A 20120-nucleotide genomic window follows, 5' to 3' on the forward strand; every position below is an offset into this window, starting at 1 on the left:
GGGAGTGCCGGCGGAGTACCGGGCCGGGGTGAGGCATCGAATGAACGTCTGGTTACCATATGAGCGCCGCCTAGCTCGAAAGATAAACCTGTGACTGTCAATGACGACGCGTTCACCAACTGGAAGAACCGCGAGGAAATCGCGGAATCGATGATTCCGATCATCGGCAGACTGCACCGCGAGCGGGACGTCACCGTCCTCCTGCACAGCCGCTCGCTGGTGAACAAGTCGGTGGTGAGCATCCTCAAGACCCACCGATTCGCCCGGCAGATCGACGGCGCGGAACTCTCGGTCACCGAGACCCTGCCCTTCCTCCAGGCCCTCACCACCCTCGACCTGGGCCCCTCCCAGATCGACATCGGCATGCTCGCCGCCACCCACAAGGCCGACGACCGCGGCCTCAGCGCGGCGGAGTTCACCGCGGAGGCCGTCGCCGGCGCCACCGGGGACAACAAGATCGAACGCCGTGAGGCCCGCGACGTCGTCCTCTACGGCTTCGGCCGCATCGGCCGTCTGCTCGCCCGGCTGCTCATCGAGAAGGCGGGCTCCGGCAACGGTCTGCGGCTGCGCGCCATCGTGGTCCGCAAGGGAGCGGGCCAGGACATCGTCAAGCGCGCCTCGCTGCTGCGCCGCGACTCCATCCACGGCCAGTTCCAGGGCACGATCACCGTGGACGAGGCCCACAACCGGATCGTCGCCAACGGCAATGAGATCCAGGTCATCTACTCGGACGACCCGACCTCCGTCGACTACACCGCCTACGGCATCGACGACGCCATCCTCATCGACAACACCGGCAAGTGGCGCGACCGCGAGGGCCTGTCCAAGCACCTGCGGCCCGGCATCGCCAAGGTCGTACTGACCGCCCCCGGCAAGGGTGACGTCCTCAACGTCGTGCACGGCGTCAACCACGACATGATCAAGCCGGACGAGCAGATCATCTCCTGCGCCTCCTGCACCACCAACGCGATCGTGCCGCCCCTGAAGGCGATGGCCGACGAGTACGGCGTCCTGCGCGGACACGTGGAGACCATCCACTCGTTCACCAACGACCAGAACCTGCTGGACAACTACCACGGCTCCGACCGGCGTGGCCGCTCCGCGCCGCTCAACATGGTCATCACCGAGACGGGCGCCGCCTCCGCCGTCGCGAAGGCGCTGCCCGACCTGGAGGCCACGATCACGGGCAGTTCGATCCGCGTCCCCGTCCCGGACGTGTCGATCGCGATCCTCAGCCTGAAGCTGGGCCGCGAGACCACCCGTACCGAGGTCCTCGACCACCTCCGCGAGGTCTCGCTCACCTCCCCGCTCAAACGGCAGATCGACTTCACGACCGCCCCCGACGCGGTGTCGAGCGACTTCATCGGCTCGCGCCACGCCTCCATCGTCGACGCCGGCCCCACCCAGGTCGACGGCGACAACGCGATCCTCTACCTCTGGTACGACAACGAGTTCGGCTACTCGTGCCAGGTGATCCGGGTCGTGCAGCACGTCTCCGGCGTCGAGTACCCGACCTTCCCGGTCCCGGTCGCCTGACCCCGGCTCGCACGACCACAGGTCCCGCCCGCCGACACGGCGGGCGGGACCTGTCCGTCAGCCGGTCCCGGAGACCGTGACGGCGGGCGCGGGCGCGTACCCCGTCGCCCGGGTCGTGAACGTGCCCCGCCCCTGCGTACGGCTGCGCAGCCGCGTCGCGTAACCGAACAGCTCGGCCAGCGGCACGGTCGCCGTGACCACCGCCGCGCCGCCCCGCGTGGTGGAGCCGGAGACCCGTCCGCGCCGGGCGGCCAAGTCGCCGAGCACTCCGCCGACCGCGTCACCGGGAACCGTGACCGTCACCTCCACCACCGGTTCCAGCAGCACCATCGCGCTCGCCCGCAAGGCCTCCCGCAGCGCGAACCGCCCCGCCGTGCGGAACGCCATCTCCGAGGAGTCCTTGGGATGCGTCGCCCCATCGGTCAGCGTCACCCGCACCCCGGTCACCGGATGCCCGCCCAGCGGCCCCTCGGCCAGCGCGTCCCGGCAGCCCGCCTCGACCGCCCGCACATACTCCTGCGGCACCCGGCCGCCCACGACCGCCGAACCGAACGCGAACTCCGCCGCGTCCTCGCCCTCCTCGGCCGCCAGCGGTTCGACGTCGATGACGACGTGCGCGAACTGCCCGGCTCCGCCGTCCTGTTTGACGTGCCGGTAGACCAGACCGGACACCCCGCGCGCCAACGTCTCGCGATGCGCGACCTGCGGGCGGCCGACCCGCACGTCCAGACCGTGGTCGCGGCGGATCTTCTCCGCGGCCACCTCCAGATGGAGTTCACCCATGCCCGAGAGAACGGTCTGACCGGTCTCGGGGTCGGTACGCACCACCAGCGACGGGTCCTCCTCGGCCAGCCGGACCAGGGCGGCCATCAGCCGCTCGGTGTCCGTGCTCCGCCGCGCCTCCACCGCCACGGACACGACCGGGTCGGCCACCGTGGGCGGTTCCAGGACCAGCGGGGCGCCGGGCGCGCACAGCGTGGCACCGGGGCGTACGGCCTTCGGGCCGATGACCGCGACGATGTCCCCCGCCACCGCCGCGTCCACGTCCACATGCCGGTCCGCCTGGACCCGCAGGATGCGCCCGACGCGCTCGGTGCGCCGGGTGGTCGCGTCCAGCACCGTCTCCCCCTTCCGGATCGTTCCCGAGTACACGCGCAGATACGTCAGCCGGCCCGTCGCGGTGGCGTTCACCTTGAACGCCAGTGCGGCGAACGGCCCTTGGGGGTCGGCAGCCCGCTCCTGCTCCGCCCCGTCGAGCACGCCCCGTACCGGCGGCACATCGAGCGGGGAGGGCAGATACGCGACGACCGCCTCCAGCAACGGTTCGACGCCCCGGTTGCGGTACGCCGAACCGCACAGCACCACGACCCCCTCACCGCTCCGCGTCAGATCGCGCAACGCCCCCGTCAGCGTCTCGGCCGAGAGCTCGGAGCGTACGCAGAACTCCTCCAGGGCCGCCGGATGCAGCTCCGCCACCGCCTCCTCCAGGAGCCGCCGGCGCCGGGCGGCCTCCTCGCGCAGCCCGGCGGGCACCTCGCCCTCCTCGTACGCGTCGGCGCCGTCCGCCCACACCAGCGCGCGCATGCGCACCAGGTCGACCACCCCGCGGAAGGCGTCCTCGGCGCCGATGGGCAACTGCACCACGAGCGGGACCGTGTGCAGCCGGTCCCGGATGGAGGCGACCGCGGTGTCCAGGTCCGCGCCGGCCCGGTCCAGCTTGTTGACGAAGGCGATACGCGGGACCGAGTGCCGGTCCGCCTGGTGCCACACCGACTCGCTCTGCGGTTCCACCCCGGCGACCGCGTCGAACACCGCGACCGCGCCGTCGAGCACCCGCAGCGCACGCTCGACCTCGTCGGCGAAGTCGACGTGTCCCGGGGTGTCGATGAGATTGATCCGGTGACCGTCCCAGGCGCAGCTGACGGCGGCGGCGAAGATGGTGATGCCCCGGTCGCGTTCCTGGGAGTCGAAGTCCGTGACGGTCGTGCCGTCGTGGACCTCACCGCGCTTGTGGGTGGTGCCGGTGGTGTAGAGGATGCGCTCCGTCACGGTGGTCTTGCCGGCGTCGACATGGGCGAGGATGCCCAGGTTGCGGACGGTGGTGAGAGCGGTGACGGAAGAACGGTGCTGGCGGGTACGCACGGCCGGTGGCCTTTCGGGACGATCCGGAAGAAAGACGGCGCGATACCCCCGGACGACGCGGCCCGGATGCGGGCCTGCGGGGGCCCACTCGACATGACTGGACGTCAGAAAACGTGCGTGGCCCGAGTGTTCGTCACGGGGTCCGGGGCCGGCCGCGCAGCCGGCGCCGGGCGGCGCGAGACACCAGGATCACCTCGAACCGCGACGGGGGGACGACGGCGGCGGTGCGGTAACGCACGGCGGTCTCCCCTCAACGGTCACGGCGGACGCGCCGGCGGACGGCCGGCGCGCGGTGTGCGGCGAGTCTAGGGAAGTCGGGGAGCGCGTGGGAACCGGTTTTTCGGCCGCGTGACTCCCGGAGCCAGGGGCCGGCAGGCGGTCCGGCACCGGCGCAGGGCGCTCCGTCCGCAGCCGCGCCACTCGGCCGGCGACGGACCCACGCCCCGGCCGCCCCGCGTGATCAGGGCGTTCACCGGGGTGTGCGGGTCCAGGGCCATCGTGCGCGCGAAGATCACACCGATCACCAGCGGGGCGAGCGAGAGGGCCAGGGAAGTGCCGGCACTGGTGACGTGCCGCACGCGGAGGCGCTTCGGGTCGGGAGCCATGACCCCATTTCAGCGGGGGCGCCCCGGGCCGGGATCGGCGGACGTACTCAGACCGCACGGCCCGGATACTCAGCCGGGCCGTGCGGTGCGCCCGCGGAACGCTCAGGCGTCGGTGCCGGAGCCCCCGCCGCCGGACGCCGCCTTGATGCCCTTCGTGATCGTGTCCAGGACGGACAGCGAAGGCGCCTTGCTGTTGATGTCGAAACCGGAGCGGATCACCACCAGCATGTCCTTGGCCAGCGGGGACGGGAAGGCCAGCGACTCGACGTAGCCGTCGTCGCCGTTCTCCGTCACCACCTTCCAGCGCACCCGGTAGCCCTGCTGGCCGGCCACCGTGACCGCCTCGGACTTCAGCTCCTCGTGCGAGGTGATGCCGCCGTAGATCTTCTCGCCGTAGGACTCGTTGGCGTTGGTCTCTATGTCCTTTTCGGCGGTGGCCTTCGCGGTCTTGGTGGTCAGCTTCAGCGCCTCGGCCGGGGCGGAGAACACCCCGCCGCGCACGCACGTCTGCTCGGTGTCACCGGGGCAGGCGTAGGACCCGGTGGTCACCCCGGCGCCCATGCCCGACTCGCCCTTCCAGCCGTCGGGCACCGGGATGCTGATGCCGCTGGCCAGGTCCGTCGCGTAACCGTCCTCGACCTGCGGGCGGCCCTGCTCCGGCGACTCACTGCCGCCGCCGTTGCCGCCGTCGCCGCGCTCGTCACCGTTCCCGCCGCCCGTACCGCCGCCGCGCTGCCGGTCGGGCCCGGGGGACGGGGAGCCGGACGGGGCGGTGGCGGTGGTGTCGCTCTTGCCGTCCGAGTCGTCCGTCAGCAGATAGACACCGCCCCCGATGGCGGCGAGCACCACCACGGCGGCGGTGATGGCGGCCCCGATGCGTACGCGCCTGCTGCGGACGGCCGCCGGTGGTACGCGCAGATGGTCGGTCCACTGGGTGCCGTCCCACCAACGCTCGTGGCGGGGGCCGAATCCTGAGTACCCGGGGTCTGGATGCCAGCCGGGCGGGGTCGTCTGGGTCACGCCCGACACGGTAACCGGACTGCCTGAGAATCCTATGAACTGGGTGGTGCTCCCAGTCGGTCGACGGCCCGCACCTGCCGCCTTCCTTGGTCTAGACAAGTGAAGGGGGTGTAGCTAGCATCCGCCGACGAGGCGCGGCGGACCCGCCTGACCGCGCCCAGAAGTGAGGGCCCCATGGAAGCGACCGCCGCCGACCGTCGTTTCGCCGAGGACTACCGCCTCGCCCGGGAGATACCGCGCGACGGGCTGACCGCGTGGCGCGCCGCCATCGCCGCCGAGGTGGAACTCGCACCGGGTGCCACCGTCCTGGACGTGGGCGCGGGCACCGGTTCCTTCGCCTCCGCTTTCGCCGACTGGTTCGGCGTCCGGGTCCTGGCCGTGGAACCGGCCGCCGCCATGCGGGCACTCATTCCCCGGAACGGGCTGATCGAGGCGCTGGACGGGCGGGCCGAGGCACTGCCCGTGCCGGACGGCTGCGCGGACGCGGCCTGGCTGGGCTCGGTCGTCCATCACATCGGCGATCTGCCCGCCGCCGCGAAGGAGTTGCGCAGGGCCCTCAAGCCCGGCGCGCCGGTGCTCATCCGCAACTCCTTCCCGGGCCGGTGCGCACGGGACCTCCGGGTGCGCTTCTTCCCCGGCGCCGAGCGCATCGTGGACGCTTACCCGACGGTGGAGCAGACGTGCGCCGCCTTCGCCGGGTCCGGTTTCGGCCGCGTCGCCCTGCACGCGGTGCCGCAGCAGAGCGCGCCGAGCCTCGCCGCCTTCGCCGACCGGATCAGGCGGGACACCGACGCGAAGCTCGCCGGCCTCGGCGACGACGAGTTCGAGCGCGGGATGCGCCGGCTGCGTACGGCGGCGGAACAGGAGCCGGACCGGCCCGCGGTGAGCTGGATGGACCTGCTCGTCCTGGTCTGACGGCCCGCGCGCGGCCGACGTAGAGTCGGGCCGCATGAGACTCAGCGACGAGGAGGGGCGGGCCGTACGGGCCGCCATGGCGGGCGAACTCCGGCTGCTCGAACCGGCGGTGCGGGCGTCGCCCGATGCGGTGGGGGAACTGCTCGACCCGGAGTTCACCGAGTTCGGTGCGTCCGGACGCCGTTACGACCGCGTCTCCATACTCGCCGTCACCTCCGCCGTCGAGGACGACGACCCCGGCCCGGACGTCTCCGACCTGTCCGGCAGCATGCTCGCCCCCGACCTCGTCCACCTGACGTACGTCACCGAACGGAACGGCCGTCTGTGCAGACGCAGTTCGCTGTGGCGCAGGACCGGTGAGCAGTGGCGGCTGTACTTCCACCAGGGCACCCCGGCCGGCCCGGCGCGGGGCACCGCCGAAAATCCGGCGGACTCTCGCGGCGGTGCTGCGTAGGCTCACGCGATGACACCTTCCCGCTATCCGCCCAAGCCCCGGCCGGGCGACCGCGTCGCCGTGCTCTCGCCCTCGTCCGGACTGCCCGGCATCCTCCCGCTGCCGTACGAACTCGGCCTGCGCAGGCTCCGCGAGGACTTCGGCCTGGAACCGGTGGATTACCCCTGCACCCGGAAGATGGGCTCCACCCCGCAGGAGCGCGCCGCCGACCTGCACGCCGCGATCGCCGACCCGGACATCAAGGCGGTCGTGGCCAGCATCGGCGGCGACGACCAGATCACCGTGCTGCCGTACCTGGACCGCGAACTGCTGCGCGCCAACCCCAAGCCGTTCTTCGGCTACAGCGACAACACTAACCTGCTGGTGTTCCTCGACAACCTCGGCATCGTCGGGTACCACGGCGGCTCGGTCATGGTCGAGTTCGGCCGCCCCGGCGCGCTGCACCCGCAGACGGCCGAGTCCCTGCGAGCCGCGCTCTTCACCCACGGCGCGTACGAGCTAACGCCGGCGAAGGAGAGCGGCTGCACCGACCGGGACTGGAAGGACCCGCGCACCTTCGAGCGGGAGTCCGGCCTGCTGCCCGCCGACGGCTGGATCTGGCACAACGCGGACCGGGTGGTCGAGGGAGCGAGCTGGGGCGGCAATCTGGAGATCCTGGCCTGGATGCTGATGGCCGACCGGGAGATCCTGCCCCCGGAGGCCTACGAGGGCCGGGTGCTGTTCCTCGAGACCTCAGAGGAACTGCCCGGTGCCGACGAGGTGTACCGCATTCTGCGCAACATGGGGGAGCGGGGGCTGCTGCGGCGCTTCCCCGCCCTGTTGATGGCACGCGCCAAGAACTGGTCCTTCGACCAGCCGCTCGACGCGGAAGCCGGCGCGGTGTACCGCCGGGAACAGCGGGAGGCGGTGCTGCGGGCCCTCGCGGAGTACGCCCCCGACACGATGGCCGTCTTCGACGTCGACTGCGGCCACACGGACCCGCAGGTGATCATCCCGTACGGCGGCCACATCCGGGTGGACGGGACGACCCGCCGTATCACCGTCACCTACTGATCACCGGGGTCCCCGTTTGCGGTCCGACCACATGGTGTGTGTGACATAGTCGGGATGTACGCATACGCCCGAACGGGGAGTGGAGAAGCGGATGCCTGTCGAGTGGCAGCCCGTGCGGCAGGCCCGGACCCATGAACTCGTGCTCCAGAGCATCGAGGAGCAGGTCTTCGCCGGGAAGCTGAGGGCTGGGGACCGGCTGCCGCCCGAGCGCGAGCTCGCCCCCGTCTTCGGGGTGAGCCGGTCGGCGCTCCGGGAAGCGCTCCGGGTGCTGGAGACCATTGGCGTGCTGGTCGCCCAGCCCGGCCGGGGGCACGACTCCGGGGCCCGGATCGTGCGCAACCCGGACGACGCGCTGGGGCGGCTGCTGCGCCTGCACTTCGCTCTCGGCAGCTACAGCCTCCACGACGTGATGGAGGCCCGGGTCGCCCTGGAGCGCTCCAGCTTCGCGGCCGCCGCGGAGCACGCGTCCGACGAGGACCTGGACGCGGCGGGCAGGGTGGTCCACCGGATGTCGCGGGAGGGGATCGGGCCGGAGGAGTTCAACGAGCTCGACACCCAGTTCCACGTCAAGGTGGCGAGCAGCTCGGGCAACGCGCTCACCTCCACGTTGACCGCCGCGGTGCGGGAGTCCGTACGCCCCCTCATCCTGCGGGCCCTCGAAGAGGTGGACGACTGGCCCGCGACGCAGGCCCGGCTCAACGCACAGCACACCGAGATGCTGCGGCTGGTGCGCACCGGTGACGGTGAGGGCGCGGCCGATCTCGCCGAGCTCCACATCCGCGGTTTCCACGGCACGCTGGTCGACGAGGACCGGTCCGGCGGCGAAGGCGCCGCATAGCGCCCCCGCCGCCCGGCCCTACGGCAGCATCCAGGACAGTACGGCCGTCGACTGGAGGTAGACCAGGACGCAGAGGACGGCCAGCATGGCCAGGCTGTATCCGGCGACCTTGCGCAGCAGGATGCGTTCCGAGCCCTGCATCGCGACCGCGGTGGCGGCGATCGTCAGGTTCTGCGGGCTCACCAGCTTGGCCACCACGCCGCCGGAGGTGTTCGCCGCGACGAGCAGCGTCGGGTCGATCCCCGCGGTCTGCCCGGCCGTCTGCTGGAGGTTGGCGAACAGTGCGTTGGCCGAGGTGTCGGAGCCGGTCACGGCCGTACCCAGCCAGCCGAGCACCGGCGAGAGCAGGGCGAAGAGTCCGCCCGCCGTGGCCAGCCAGGTGCCGATGGCGACGGTCTGACCGGACTGGTTCATCACGTAGCTCAGCGCCAGCACGGTGGCGACCGTAGCGATGGCGGTCCGCATGTTCTTCAGCGTCCGGCCCGCGGCCGAGAGCGCGACGCCACCGGTCATCGGATAGGCAGCACGGTCCTTGGCGAACCGGTAGACCAGTGTCACCAGAACGCCGGAGATGATCAGCAGGGTCCCCGGGTTGCCCAGGACCTCCAGCGTGTAGACCGCGCTGGACGACGGCGTACCGCCGGTGGTCATCAGCTCGCCGTGGAGCCCCGGCCACTCGATCCTGAGGTTGGCGTGGCTCAGCACCTCGGGCACGTCCAGCCCGCCCAGGTTCAGCTTGGCGATGCCGAAGATCGCGATCACCAGGACGTACGGAAGGACGGCGTACGTCACCCGGCGCCGGGTGAGCGGCTCGTTCTCCACCTGGGAACGCTGATCGTCGGGGGTGGGCGGCTTCCAGAAGCGCAGCATCAGCACCGCCACTCCGAAGCCCACGAGCGAGGCGACCACATCGGTCAGCTCGTACGCGAAGTGGTTGGCGCACCAGAACTGGGTCAGGGCGAAGACGCCACCGGTCACCAGGGCGATCGGCCACAGCTGACGGACGCCGCGGGTGCCGTCCACGACGAACAGCAGCAACAGCGGCACGAAGATCGCGAGCAGGGGCGACTGGCGCCCGATGACCGAGGCGATGTCCTCCGGGGGGATGCCGGTGAGGTTGCCGGCCGTGGTGACCGGGATGGCCATGGCGCCGAACGCGACCGGGGCCGTGTTGGCGAGGAGCACGGTCACCGCCGCCTTGACCGGGGGCAGGCCGAGGGCCAGCAGCATCACGGCAGTGATGGCGACGGGCGCGCCGAATCCGGCCAGTGCCTCCAGCAGGCCGCCGAAGCAGAACGCGATGAGCATCGCCTGCACGCGCAGGTCGCCCCGGCCGACGGCGCTGAACGAACGCCGGAGGTCCTCGAACCGGCCGCTGACGACCGTGAGTTCGTAGAACCAGATGGCCGCGACGACGATCAGCATCACCGGGAACAGGCCGAAGACGAGCCCCTGGGACGCCGAGAGCAGCCCCAGCCCGACCGGCATGCCGAACCCGATGACCGCCACGAGCAGAGCCGTGACGACCGAGCCCAGAGCGGACACCAGCGCCGAGCGCTTCGCCGCCATCAGGAGCACGAAGAACACGGCGAGCGGGATCAGGCTCACCAGAGCGGTCGCCAGGAGGCTGCCCCCGATGGCGTGGACATCAGGCGTGTAGGAAGCCAGCACGCTGGCCGGTGGTGCGGAAGCCACGGAATTACTCCTCGCTGAGTGGCGCAGCTGATTTCAGCGATCAGTAGGACACCGCAGATGTCGTATGTCAATAAGGTCAGACCAAAAGATGGCCAGGTCACTTCGCCTCCGAGGGGGACTGGAGGGTGCGTGTGCATACTGTCGCAATCGGCCGGAGGGTAGTATGGTCGGACCACAACTTGCGATCGGGGAGGTTCCATGCGTATCGGACTCTTCGCCACCTGTCTGGGAGACACGCTCTTCCCCGAGGCGGTGAAGTCCACCGCGGTGCTGCTGGCCCGCCTGGGCCACGACGTGGTGTTCCCGCCGGGCCAGACCTGCTGCGGACAGATGCACGTCAACACCGGGTACCAGCGCGAGCCGGTCCCGCTGGTGCGCAACTTCGCCGAGCAGTTCGGCGACGCCTCCATCGACGCCGTCGTCATGCCGTCGGGCTCCTGTGCCGGATCGGTGCGCCATCAGCACGAGATCGTCGCCGAGCGGTACGGGGACGCGGCGCTGCGCGCGGGGGTCGCCACGGTCAAGGCGAAGACGTACGAACTGTCCGAACTCCTGGTGGACGTGCTGGGTGTGACCGATGTCGGCGCGTACTTCCCGCACCGGGTGACGTACCACCCCACCTGCCACTCGCTGCGCATGCTCAGGGTCGGCGACAAACCGCTGCGGCTGCTGCGGGCCGTCGACGCGATCGACCTGGTCGAGCTGGACGAGGCCGACGCCTGCTGCGGGTTCGGCGGCACCTTCGCCGTGAAGAACGCCGACACCTCGACGGCGATGCTCCAGGACAAGATGCGCAACGTCACCGCGACCGGAGCCGACGTGTGCACCGCCGGTGACTCCTCCTGCCTGATGCACATCGGCGGCGGGCTCTCGCGCATCAAGGCCGGAACGAAGACCCTGCACCTCGCCCAGATCCTGTCCTCCACCCGCACCTCGCCGCACGCCCTTACGGAGGCCGCCCGATGAGCGCGACGTTTCTCGGCATGCCCGCGACCCCGCCCCGCTCCCCGTACGGCACGGGCAATCTGCGTGGCGACCGGAAGTTCCCCGCCGCCGCCCACGACGAGCTGGGCAACGAGCAGCTGCGCCGCAACCTCGGCCGCGCCACCCACACCATCCGCGCCAAACGCCTCCACGTCACCGGCGAACTGCCCGACTGGGAGGAGCTGCGCGACGCCGGGTCCGCCATCAAGACCGACACCATGAACCGGCTCCCCGAGCTCCTCGAGGAGCTGGAACGCAACGTCACCGCACGCGGGGGCACCGTCCACTGGGCGCGCGACGGCGTCGAGGCGAACGATATCGTCGCCCGGCTGATCCAGGAGACGGGCAGCGACGAGGTCATCAAGGTCAAGTCGATGGCCACCCAGGAGATCGGCCTCAACGAGCACCTCGAATCCCTCGGCGTCACCGCGCACGAGACCGACCTCGCCGAACTCATCGTCCAGCTCGCCCACGACAAGCCCTCGCACATCCTCGTCCCCGCCATCCACCGCAACCGGGACGAGATCCGGCAGATCTTCCTCAAGGAGATCCCGGGCGTCGACCCGGCCCTGGACAACGTCCCCGCCCACCTGGCCGCCGCCGCCCGCGCCTACCTGCGCGAGAAGTTCATGACCACCAAGGTGGCCGTCTCCGGGGCCAACTTCGGCATCGCCGAGACCGGCACCCTCTCCGTCGTCGAGTCCGAGGGCAACGGCCGCATGTGCCTGACCCTCCCCGACACGCTGATCACCGTCATGGGCATCGAGAAGGTCCTCCCGCGCTACCAGGACCTGGAAGTCTTCCTCCAGCTCCTGCCGCGCTCCTCCACGGGCGAGCGGATGAACCCGTACACCTCCATGTGGACGGGCGTCACCCCCGGCGACGGACCGCAGACCTTCCACCTGGTCCTCCTCGACAACGGCCGCACCGCCGCCCTCGCGGACCGGATCGGCCGTGAGGCGCTCAACTGCATCCGCTGCTCGGCCTGCCTCAACGTCTGCCCGGTGTACGAGCGCGCCGGCGGGCACGCCTACGGCTCGACCTACCCCGGGCCGATCGGCGCGGTCCTGACCCCGCAGCTCGCCGGGATGGACGCCGCCAAGGACGACCCGAACAGCTCGCTGCCGTACGCCTCCAGCCTCTGCGGGGCCTGCTTCGACGCCTGCCCCGTCAAGATCGACATCCCCTCGCTGCTGGTGGAGCTGCGCCACCAGCACACCGAGCGGTCCGGCACCACCGCCGAGAAGCTGGCCATGAAGGCGGCGGGCGCCGTGATGAGCCGGCCCAAGGCCTACACCGCCGCGCAGAAGGCGTCCCGGCTCGGCCGGGTCCTGGCCCGGGACGGGAAGCTCCCGGCGCTGCCGCCCCCGCTCAGCGGCTGGAGCGACAGCCGCGACACCCCCGCCCCGCCGAAGCAGACCTTCCGCGCCTGGCTCGCCTCGTCCGAAGGCACGGCGGCCATGCGTGAGGCGTCCGCCGAGCACACCCGCAACCAGCAGCAGGAGGACGGCGAATGACGAACGCCCGTGACATCGTGCTCGGCCGCGTCCGGGACGCGCTGGCCCTCGCGCCCGCCGGCGAAACCGCGGTCCCGCGCGCCTACCGCTCCGGACGCACCCTCCCCGACGAGGAGCGCCTCGCCCTCTTCACCGACCGGCTCGTCGACTACAAGGCACAGGTCCACCCCTGCACCGCGGACCGGACCGCCGAAGTCGTCGCCCAGGTGCTGCGGGACCGGGGAGCCGCGCGCATCGGCGTCCCCCCGGGGCTCGACACGGGGTGGCTGGCCGCTTACGACGGCGAGGTGCGGCAGGACTCCGCGGACATTCCGGCGCCGCGCCTGGACGCCCTCGACGGTGTCGTCACCGCGTCCGCCGTCAGCTGCGCCGAGACCGGCACCATCTTCCTGGACGGCTCGCCCGACCAGGGGCGACGGGCACTCTCCCTCGTGCCCGACCTCCATGTGTGCGTGGTCGACCTGTCGACCGTGGAGGTGGGTGTGCCCGAGGCGGTGGCCCGACTGGTCCCGGAGCGCCCTACCACGCTGATCAGCGGTCCCTCGGCCACCTCGGACATCGAACTGGAGCGGGTCGAGGGCGTCCACGGCCCGCGCACCCTCGCGGTCGTCATTCGCACAGACGTCTAGGTCGTCATGCCGGGCGGGATTACGCTCTCTGCCTGGCATGGACACACTTACCCTCTGGCAACTGGCGGCACTGGCCGCGGCGTCCGCACTCGTCGGCTTCTCCAAGACGGCCGTCAGCGGCGCCAACACGATCAGCCTCGCGGTCTTCGCGGCGGTCCTCCCCGCCCGCGAGTCCACCGGGGTGCTGCTCCCGATCCTGATCGCCGGCGATGTGCTCGCTGTCCTCGTCTACCGGCGCCACGCGCACTGGCCGACACTCCTGCGGCTCTTCCCGGCCGTCGCGGCGGGCGTGGTGGCGGGCACCCTTTTCATGATGTGGGCCGACGACGCCACCGTGCGGATCTCGATCGGCGCGATCCTGGTCTTCATGGCCGGCGTCACCGTCCGGCGCCGCCGCACGGCCGAGGCCGTCGCGGAGCCCGGCGCCGACGACGGGCCGCCGACCGCCGGTGAACGGCTCAAGGCACGTTCGTACGGAGTGCTCGGCGGTTTCACCACCATGGTCGCCAACGCGGGCGGCCCGGTGATGTCGCTCTACCTGCTTTCGGCCGGATTCCGGAAACTGGGCTTCCTGGGCACCTCGGCGTGGTTCTTCCTGATCGTCAACACCACGAAGGTGCCGTTCAGCGTGAGCCTCGGGCTGATCGACGGGCACTCCCTGCTGCTGGACGCCTGCCTGCTGGTGTTCGTGCTGCCGGGCGCCTGGATCGGGCGCACGTGCGTGGACCGCATCGACCAGCGGCTCTTCGAGCGCATCGTCCTGGCCGCCACCGTCGTCGGCGGCCTCCAGCTCCTCCTGACCTGAAGGCGTACGCCGACGGCCCCCGCGGACACGCGTCCGCGGGAGCCGTCCTCCGTATCCCGGCGGGGCCGGTCAGATGATGCCCTCCTCGATCTCCGCCTGCTCGCGCGCGTTCCCGTACGCCGACGGCGTGCCGTACGAGCGCCGCGCGACGAACCACCACACCGTGGCCAGGGCCAGCACGACGACCAGGGCGATCGACGCGTAGTTCATCGAGCCGATCGTCACCGGGGAGGACTGCGGCAGCAGGAACAGCACCGTCACGATCGCCACCCACACCACGGCGATCCAGCCGACCGGCTTCGACCAGCGGCCCAGGTGCCACGGCCCGCGCTGGAAGCGGTCCCCGGCGCGCAGCTTCAGGAGGACCGGGATCGCGTAGGCGGGCGTGATCCCGATGACGTTGATCGCGGTCACCGCCCCGTACGCGGTCGCCGAGTACAGCGACGGCAGGGCCAGCACCCCGGCGACGATCACCGACAGCCACACCGCCGGCACCGGCGTCTGCGTCCGCGCGCTCACCTTCCGCCAGAGCGAGGAGCCGGGCAGCGCGTTGTCCCGGCTGAAGGCGAACACCATCCGGCTGGCGGCGGCGACCTCCGCGTTGCCGCAGAACAACTGCGCCGCGATCACGATCAGCAGCATCGCCGTGGCGCCCGAGGTGCCCAGCGCGTCGATCAGGATCTGCGCGGGCGGCACCCCGGTCTCGCTGTTCTGCGTGCCCGCGTAGTCCTGGATGGCGAAGGTGAGCCCGGCCAGCAGGACGAAACCGGCCACCCACGAGACCCAGATCGCCCGGACGATGCCGCGCGCCGCCGAGACCGAGGCGTTGGAGGTCTCCTCCGACAGATGGGCCGAGGCGTCGTAGCCGCAGAACGTGTACTGAGCGAGCAGCAGCCCGATCGCCGCCACGTACAACGGGTTGTGCCAGCCGGTGTCGTTGACGAACTCGGTGAAGACGAACGAGGGCGACTGGTGGTGTGAGGGCACGATCGCCAGTACGGAGACGATCACCGCCACGCCCGCCAGATGCCACCACACGCTGATGGAGTTGAGGATGCTCACCACCCGCACCCCGAACAGGTTGATGACGGCGTGCAGCAGCAGGATGCAGACGAAGATGATCATCGTCTTCCCCGGAGTGGGCGTGAAGCCCCACTGGAGCTTCAGCAGCGCGCCCGTGAACAGCGCGGCACCGTAGTCGATGCCCGCGATGGCACCGAGCAGCCCGAGCAGGTTCAGCCAGCCGGTGTACCAGCCCCACTTGCGGCCACCGAGCCGGTCCGCCATGTAGTACAGCGCCCCCGACGTCGGATACGCGCTCGTCACCTCGGCGAGCGCCATCCCGACGCACAGCACGAACAGGCCGACCCCGGCCCAGCCCCACAGCATCACCGCGGGCCCGCCCGTCGACATGCCGAACCCGTACAGCGTCATGCAGCCCGACAGGATCGAGATGACGGAGAAGCTGATGGCGAAGTTGCCGAACCCGCCCATCCGGCGGGCCAGGACCGGTTGGTAGCCGAGCTCACGGAGCCGCTGCTCCTCGTCCTTCGGCGCACTGGTCCCCTTGCGGGGCGAGGTGGACACGGACATGGGGGACCTCCTGGAGGTGAACGGACGGAACGAGAAGGGGCGGGGACGCTCAGCCGGGATCCGCGGCCAGCGCACGGGCGCGGGCCCGCACGAAGACCTCCTCGGCACCGCCGGGGTCGTCGGGCGTACGGGATCGGCAGGCCCAGGGCAGCGACGTGAAGTACGGGCCCAGCTCACGGAACACCTCGGCCGCGTCGGCGAACCGGAGCGCCCCCCACAGCGCGTGCGCGAGGTGGTTGAGGTCGGGCAGGGCGCGGGTGGCGGCGGGGGCGCGCCGATACCAGACCTCCAGCGCGCGCAGGGCCTCGCGCTCGGCGTCCTCGGTGACCCAGTGCAGGTCGAGGGCCTTGTCGTGATCGTGCTCCCGGCGGTAACGCTCGACCCGGACGTAGAGTGGGAGCACATGGAGGGCCGAGCCCTCGGGTGCCGTGGACGACGCCCACTGCACGAAGTTCACCGCCTCGGAGAGCGTGCCGCCGGCCCTGCGCGCGTACACGAACTGGAGCATCCGGTGGTACGCCTCGCGGTTGTGCGGGTCGCGCCGGTCGGTCTCGGCCAGCAGCCCCCACGGGCCGGGGAACAGCATGGGGCCGGGCGGCGGGAGCCGGTGCTCGGCGAGGCGCTGGTCGTCGTCCAGCTGGGACAGGGCGAGGAGGCAGACCCAGGGCACCGGGTCGGCCGGCGTGGCGTGGGCCGCCGAACGGCACGCCTCCCAGGCCTCCTGCCAGAGCTCCCGGCCGCTGGGGTGCCCGGAGCGGTTGGCCCGGACGGCCCGCTCCACGGCGACCCGGGCGCGCATCACGGCCGCGGCGGCGCTCTCCGGCTCCTCGGTCAGCCAGGTGCGTATCGCGTCCGTCCCCGCCGCGACCGCGCCGAGGACCTGGGTGCGCTGGGTCCACAGCGCCCAGTCCGGGGTGCGCGCCAACAGATCGCGCATGGCGATCCAGCGTCCGGTGCGTAAGTCCTGTAACGCCGCGCGGAGTTCATTGTCGTGACCGGCCGGATGGTAAACCGGCCGGAATTCACCGTTGGCCATGGACGCGCTCGGGACGGGATGCTGAATTCATCGATCCTCAGGGATGATTGCGAGGGAGAAACAGTTGAAGTGCAAACTGTTTTCGGGCTTCCGGTTGCTGTTCGGCGGTGAGTGTAGAGCCGTTTGCGCGGAACTCTCGAACGAATCAATGATTCCGTCCAAGTCGCGTGCCGGTTACTCGTGTTGGCACCTCCCACAATCCTCGAAAGGTTCCGGACATACGGCCGTCGCGCGCTTGACGTAACCGCTGGGCTGCACCACTGTGGGGGGCCGCGACCGAAGATCACCATTCCGTTCGAGCCCCCGGGCTCGCGTACCGCTGGAGAACCGATGGCAGGCCCGGTGCTGGCAATCGACCAGGGCACATCGGGAACGAAAGCGCTGGTGATCTGCCCCGAGCGCGGCGTCATCGGTTCCGGTTCCGCCCCCGTGCGGCCCCGCTACGGTCCCGGCGGAGCCGTCGAGACGGACCCGGCCGCATTACTCGCGTCGGTCGTCGCGGCCGGCCGGCGGGCCCTGGCCGCATCGGGCGGCACCGTCGACGCCGTCGGGCTCGCCAACCAGGGCGAGACGGTCCTGGCGTGGGACCCGGACACCGGGCGTCCGCTCACCGAGGCGATCGTCTGGCAGGACCGCCGCGCCGCGGGCGTCTGCGCGGAACTCGCACCTCGCGGCGAAGAGCTGCACCACCTCACCGGACTCCCTCTCGACCCCTACTTCGCCGCCCCGAAGATGGCCTGGCTCCGCCGCGAACGGACCCGCGAGGGCGTCGTCACCACCAGCGACGCCTGGCTCGTCCACCGGCTCACCGGCGCCTTCGTCACGGACGCCGCCACGGCCGGACGCACCCAGCTCCTCGACCTGGACCGCGTCGCATGGTCTCCCGAGGCGCTGGACGCCTACGGCCTCGGCGACGAGCGACTGCCGGCCGTGACCGACGCCGCGGGAACCTTCGGCACGACAGGGGTCTTCGGCGGCGACATCCCGCTCACCGGACTCCTGGTCGACCAGCAGGCGGCACTGCTGGCCCAGAGCGCCCTGGACCCGTCGGTCGCCAAGTGCACCTACGGGACCGGCGCGTTCCTCCTCGCCGGGACCGGCGCCGCCCCGCGCCGCGGCACCGGCGGGCTGGTCAGCTGCGTGGCCTGGCGGCTCGACGGGCGGACCAGCTACTGCCTGGACGGCCAGGTGTACACGGCGGCCTCCGCGGTGCGCTGGCTCACGGACCTCGGGGTGATCGCCGGCGCCGCCGACCTCGACCCGGTCGGCGCCACCGTCCCCGACACCGGCGGCGTCACCTTCGTCCCCGCGCTCGCCGGGCTCGCCGCCCCCTGGTGGCGAAGCGACCTGCGCGGCTCGGTCACCGGGCTCGGCCTGGACACCTCGGCCGGGCACCTGGTGCGCGCCCTGTGCGAAGGGATCGCCGCCCAGGTGGCCGAACTGGCCGCCGCGGTCACCGCCGACCGGGGCGCCCCGCTGTCCGTCCTGCGCGTCGACGGCGGCCTCACCCGCTCCGCACTCCTCATGCAGACCCAGGCCGACCTGCTGCAACGCCCGGTCGAGGTCTCCGCACTCCCCGACGTCACCGCGCTCGGCATCGGAGCCGTGGCCCGCATGGGCGCCGACCCCGCGCTCCCGCTCGCCCGGGCCGTCCCCGACTGGAGACCGGCCGCCGTCTACGCACCACGCATCGGCCCGGACGAGGCGGCCGAACGCCTCGACACGTTCCGGACCGCCGTACGCGGGCTGCTGGAGCGGACGTGAGCGCGAGCGCCGCCCGCCGGTCGGGCCCGACGTGGTAGCGGCCACGCCCACCGTCACCCGCGCCGGGCACCCGCTCCCCGACGGCCCGCCCTACGACGTCACGGTCATCGGCGCCGGAGTCGTCGGCACCGCCATCGCCCGCGAACTGGCCCACCGCCCCCTGCGCACCGCCCTCGTCGAGGCCACCGACGACATCGCCAACGGCACCTCCAAGGCCAACACCGCGATCCTGCACACCGGTTTCGACGCGGTCCCCGGCACCCTGGAAGCCCGCCTCGTCCGCGAGGGGCACCACCTGCTCTCCGCGTACGCCACCCGCACGGGCATCCCCGTCGAACGCGTCGGCGCCCTCCTCGTCGCCTGGGACCAGGAACAACTCGAAGCCCTGCCCGGCCTGCTGGCCAAGGCCGAGCGCAACGGGTACCACGCGGCCCGGCTGCTCGACGCCCAGGAGACCGCAGCCCGCGAACCGCACCTCGGACCCGGCGCGCTCGGCGCCCTGGAGATCCCCGACGAAGCCGTCATCTGCCCCTGGACCACCCCGCTCGCCTACGCCACCGAAGCGGTCCGGGCCGGGGTCCACCTCCACCTGGACTGCCCCGTCCAGGACATCGCGTACGCCGGCGGGCTGCACACCCTCACCACCGGCCGGGGCGTCCTGCGCACCCGCCTGCTGATCAACGCCGCCGGGCTGCACGCCGACACGATCGACCGGCTGCTGGGCCTCGCCACCTTCACCGTGCGCCCGCGCCGGGGCCAGCTCGTCGTCTTCGACAAGCTCGCACGCGACCTGGTCCGCCACATCCTGCTGCCCGTCCCCACCGCCGCCGGCAAGGGCGTCCTGGTCGCGCCGACCGTCTTCGGCAACGTCCTGCTCGGCCCCACCGCCGAGGACCTGGACGACAAACGGGCCACCGAGACCACCGCCGAAGGGCTCGCCCTGCTGCGCGAGAAGGGACGCCGCGTACTGCCCCGGCTGCTCGACGAAGAGGTCACCGCCGTCTACGCGGGACTCCGGGCCGCCACCGGCCGGGAGGACTACCGGATCACGGCCCACCCGGAGCGGGCCCTCGTCACCGTCGGCGGCATCCGCTCCACCGGACTCACCGCTTCCCTGGCCATCGCCGCCTACGTGGTCTCCCTCCTCCCCGACGCCGGCATCGAGCCCGGAGAGCCCGCCGAACCGGCTCCCCTCACCATGCCCGCTCTCGGCGAAGCGGCCCTCCGCCCCTACCTGGACCCCGAGTCGATCGCGCGCGACCCCGCGTACGGCACCCTCGTCTGCCACTGCGAACGCGTCACCGAGGGCGAGATCCGCGACGCCCTCGCCTCGGTGCTGCCGCCGCGCACGGCCGACGGCCTCGCCCGCAGGACCCGGGCCGGCAACGGACGCTGCCAGGGCTTCCACTGCGGCGCCGCGCTCCGCGCCCGCTTGGAGGGGGCCCGCCCATGACCCGCCGTGAACGCCAGGTCGATGTACTGGTCGTCGGCGCCGGACCGGCCGGCCTCGCCGCGGCCGCCGGCCTCGCCGGCG

General features: G+C 71.7%; 16 protein-coding genes. 11 read left to right on the forward strand and 5 right to left on the reverse strand.

Annotated features, from left to right (window positions below):
* Positions 1 to 90: 90 nt before the first annotated feature.
* A complete protein-coding gene (locus G3I41_RS18910; protein WP_164401391.1) occupies positions 91 to 1536 on the forward strand; it encodes a glyceraldehyde-3-phosphate dehydrogenase in 1446 nt (481 codons plus the stop codon).
* Positions 1537 to 1593: 57 nt separating this feature from the next.
* On the opposite strand, the gene fusA is transcribed toward G3I41_RS18910, so the two are convergent.
* Both fusA and G3I41_RS18925 read right to left on the reverse strand, forming a co-directional pair.
* Positions 1594 to 3678 (reverse strand): elongation factor G, encoded by a 2085-nt coding sequence (fusA, locus tag G3I41_RS18915; protein WP_164401392.1) that lies wholly within the window; start codon positions 3676 to 3678, stop codon positions 1594 to 1596.
* Between the two features lie 707 nt (positions 3679 to 4385).
* Positions 4386 to 5303, reverse strand: coding sequence for a DUF2510 domain-containing protein (locus G3I41_RS18925; protein WP_164401394.1), 918 nt, complete (start codon positions 5301 to 5303; stop codon positions 4386 to 4388).
* Between the two features lie 174 nt (positions 5304 to 5477).
* Between G3I41_RS18925 and G3I41_RS18930 the strand changes: the two genes are divergently transcribed.
* The 4 genes from G3I41_RS18930 (at position 5478) to G3I41_RS18945 (ending at position 8563) form a co-directional block, all read left to right on the forward strand.
* The gene (locus tag G3I41_RS18930; protein ID WP_164401395.1) at positions 5478 to 6218 is read left to right on the forward strand and encodes a class I SAM-dependent methyltransferase; all 741 of its coding nucleotides are present in this window, start codon (positions 5478 to 5480) and stop codon (positions 6216 to 6218) included.
* 34 nt (positions 6219 to 6252) lie between these two features.
* Complete coding sequence (locus G3I41_RS18935; RefSeq protein ID WP_164401396.1) at positions 6253 to 6672, forward strand: DUF4440 domain-containing protein; 420 nt, start codon at positions 6253 to 6255, stop codon at positions 6670 to 6672.
* A gap of 9 nt (positions 6673 to 6681) precedes the next feature.
* A complete protein-coding gene (locus G3I41_RS18940; RefSeq protein ID WP_164401397.1) occupies positions 6682 to 7725 on the forward strand; it encodes a S66 peptidase family protein in 1044 nt (347 codons plus the stop codon).
* A 91-nt stretch (positions 7726 to 7816) separates the two neighbouring features.
* The gene (locus G3I41_RS18945; protein WP_164401398.1) at positions 7817 to 8563 is read left to right on the forward strand and encodes an FCD domain-containing protein; all 747 of its coding nucleotides are present in this window, start codon (positions 7817 to 7819) and stop codon (positions 8561 to 8563) included.
* A gap of 18 nt (positions 8564 to 8581) precedes the next feature.
* Here G3I41_RS18945 and G3I41_RS18950 read toward each other — a convergent pair whose 3' ends face one another.
* Entirely contained in the window at positions 8582 to 10258 is a 1677-nt protein-coding gene (locus tag G3I41_RS18950; RefSeq protein WP_164401399.1) for an L-lactate permease, read from the reverse strand.
* 198 nt (positions 10259 to 10456) lie between these two features.
* Here G3I41_RS18950 and G3I41_RS18955 point away from each other — a divergent pair, with 198 nt between their 5' ends.
* Genes G3I41_RS18955 through G3I41_RS18970 form a run of 4 tightly spaced genes read left to right on the forward strand, consistent with a single transcriptional unit; the run spans position 10457 to position 14193 of the window.
* Entirely contained in the window at positions 10457 to 11224 is a 768-nt protein-coding gene (locus tag G3I41_RS18955) for a (Fe-S)-binding protein (RefSeq protein WP_164401400.1), read from the forward strand.
* Entirely contained in the window at positions 11221 to 12759 is a 1539-nt protein-coding gene (locus tag G3I41_RS18960; RefSeq protein ID WP_164401401.1) for a LutB/LldF family L-lactate oxidation iron-sulfur protein, read from the forward strand. The genes G3I41_RS18955 and G3I41_RS18960 overlap by 4 nt, the downstream gene beginning before the upstream one ends.
* On the forward strand, positions 12756 to 13388 hold the full coding sequence (locus G3I41_RS18965) for an LUD domain-containing protein (protein WP_164401402.1): 633 nt from the start codon (positions 12756 to 12758) through the stop codon (positions 13386 to 13388). The genes G3I41_RS18960 and G3I41_RS18965 overlap by 4 nt, the downstream gene beginning before the upstream one ends.
* 37 nt (positions 13389 to 13425) lie before the next feature.
* The gene (locus G3I41_RS18970) at positions 13426 to 14193 is read left to right on the forward strand and encodes a sulfite exporter TauE/SafE family protein (protein ID WP_164401403.1); all 768 of its coding nucleotides are present in this window, start codon (positions 13426 to 13428) and stop codon (positions 14191 to 14193) included.
* A gap of 69 nt (positions 14194 to 14262) precedes the next feature.
* Here the strand turns inward: G3I41_RS18970 and G3I41_RS18975 are convergent, their stop codons facing one another.
* A complete protein-coding gene (locus G3I41_RS18975; protein ID WP_164401404.1) occupies positions 14263 to 15786 on the reverse strand; it encodes an amino acid permease in 1524 nt (507 codons plus the stop codon).
* 49 nt (positions 15787 to 15835) lie between these two features.
* A complete protein-coding gene (locus G3I41_RS18980) occupies positions 15836 to 16822 on the reverse strand; it encodes a hypothetical protein (RefSeq protein WP_164401405.1) in 987 nt (328 codons plus the stop codon).
* A gap of 330 nt (positions 16823 to 17152) precedes the next feature.
* Between G3I41_RS18980 and G3I41_RS18985 the strand changes: the two genes are divergently transcribed.
* Both G3I41_RS18985 and G3I41_RS18990 read left to right on the forward strand, forming a co-directional pair.
* Entirely contained in the window at positions 17153 to 18586 is a 1434-nt protein-coding gene (locus G3I41_RS18985) for an FGGY family carbohydrate kinase (protein ID WP_164401406.1), read from the forward strand.
* Positions 18587 to 18617: 31 nt separating this feature from the next.
* Entirely contained in the window at positions 18618 to 20039 is a 1422-nt protein-coding gene (locus G3I41_RS18990; RefSeq protein WP_164401407.1) for an NAD(P)/FAD-dependent oxidoreductase, read from the forward strand.
* The last annotated feature ends 81 nt before the right edge of the window (positions 20040 to 20120 follow it).

The organism is Streptomyces sp. SID9727, from assembly GCF_010550605.1.
GTDB lineage: Bacteria > Actinomycetota > Actinomycetes > Streptomycetales > Streptomycetaceae > Streptomyces.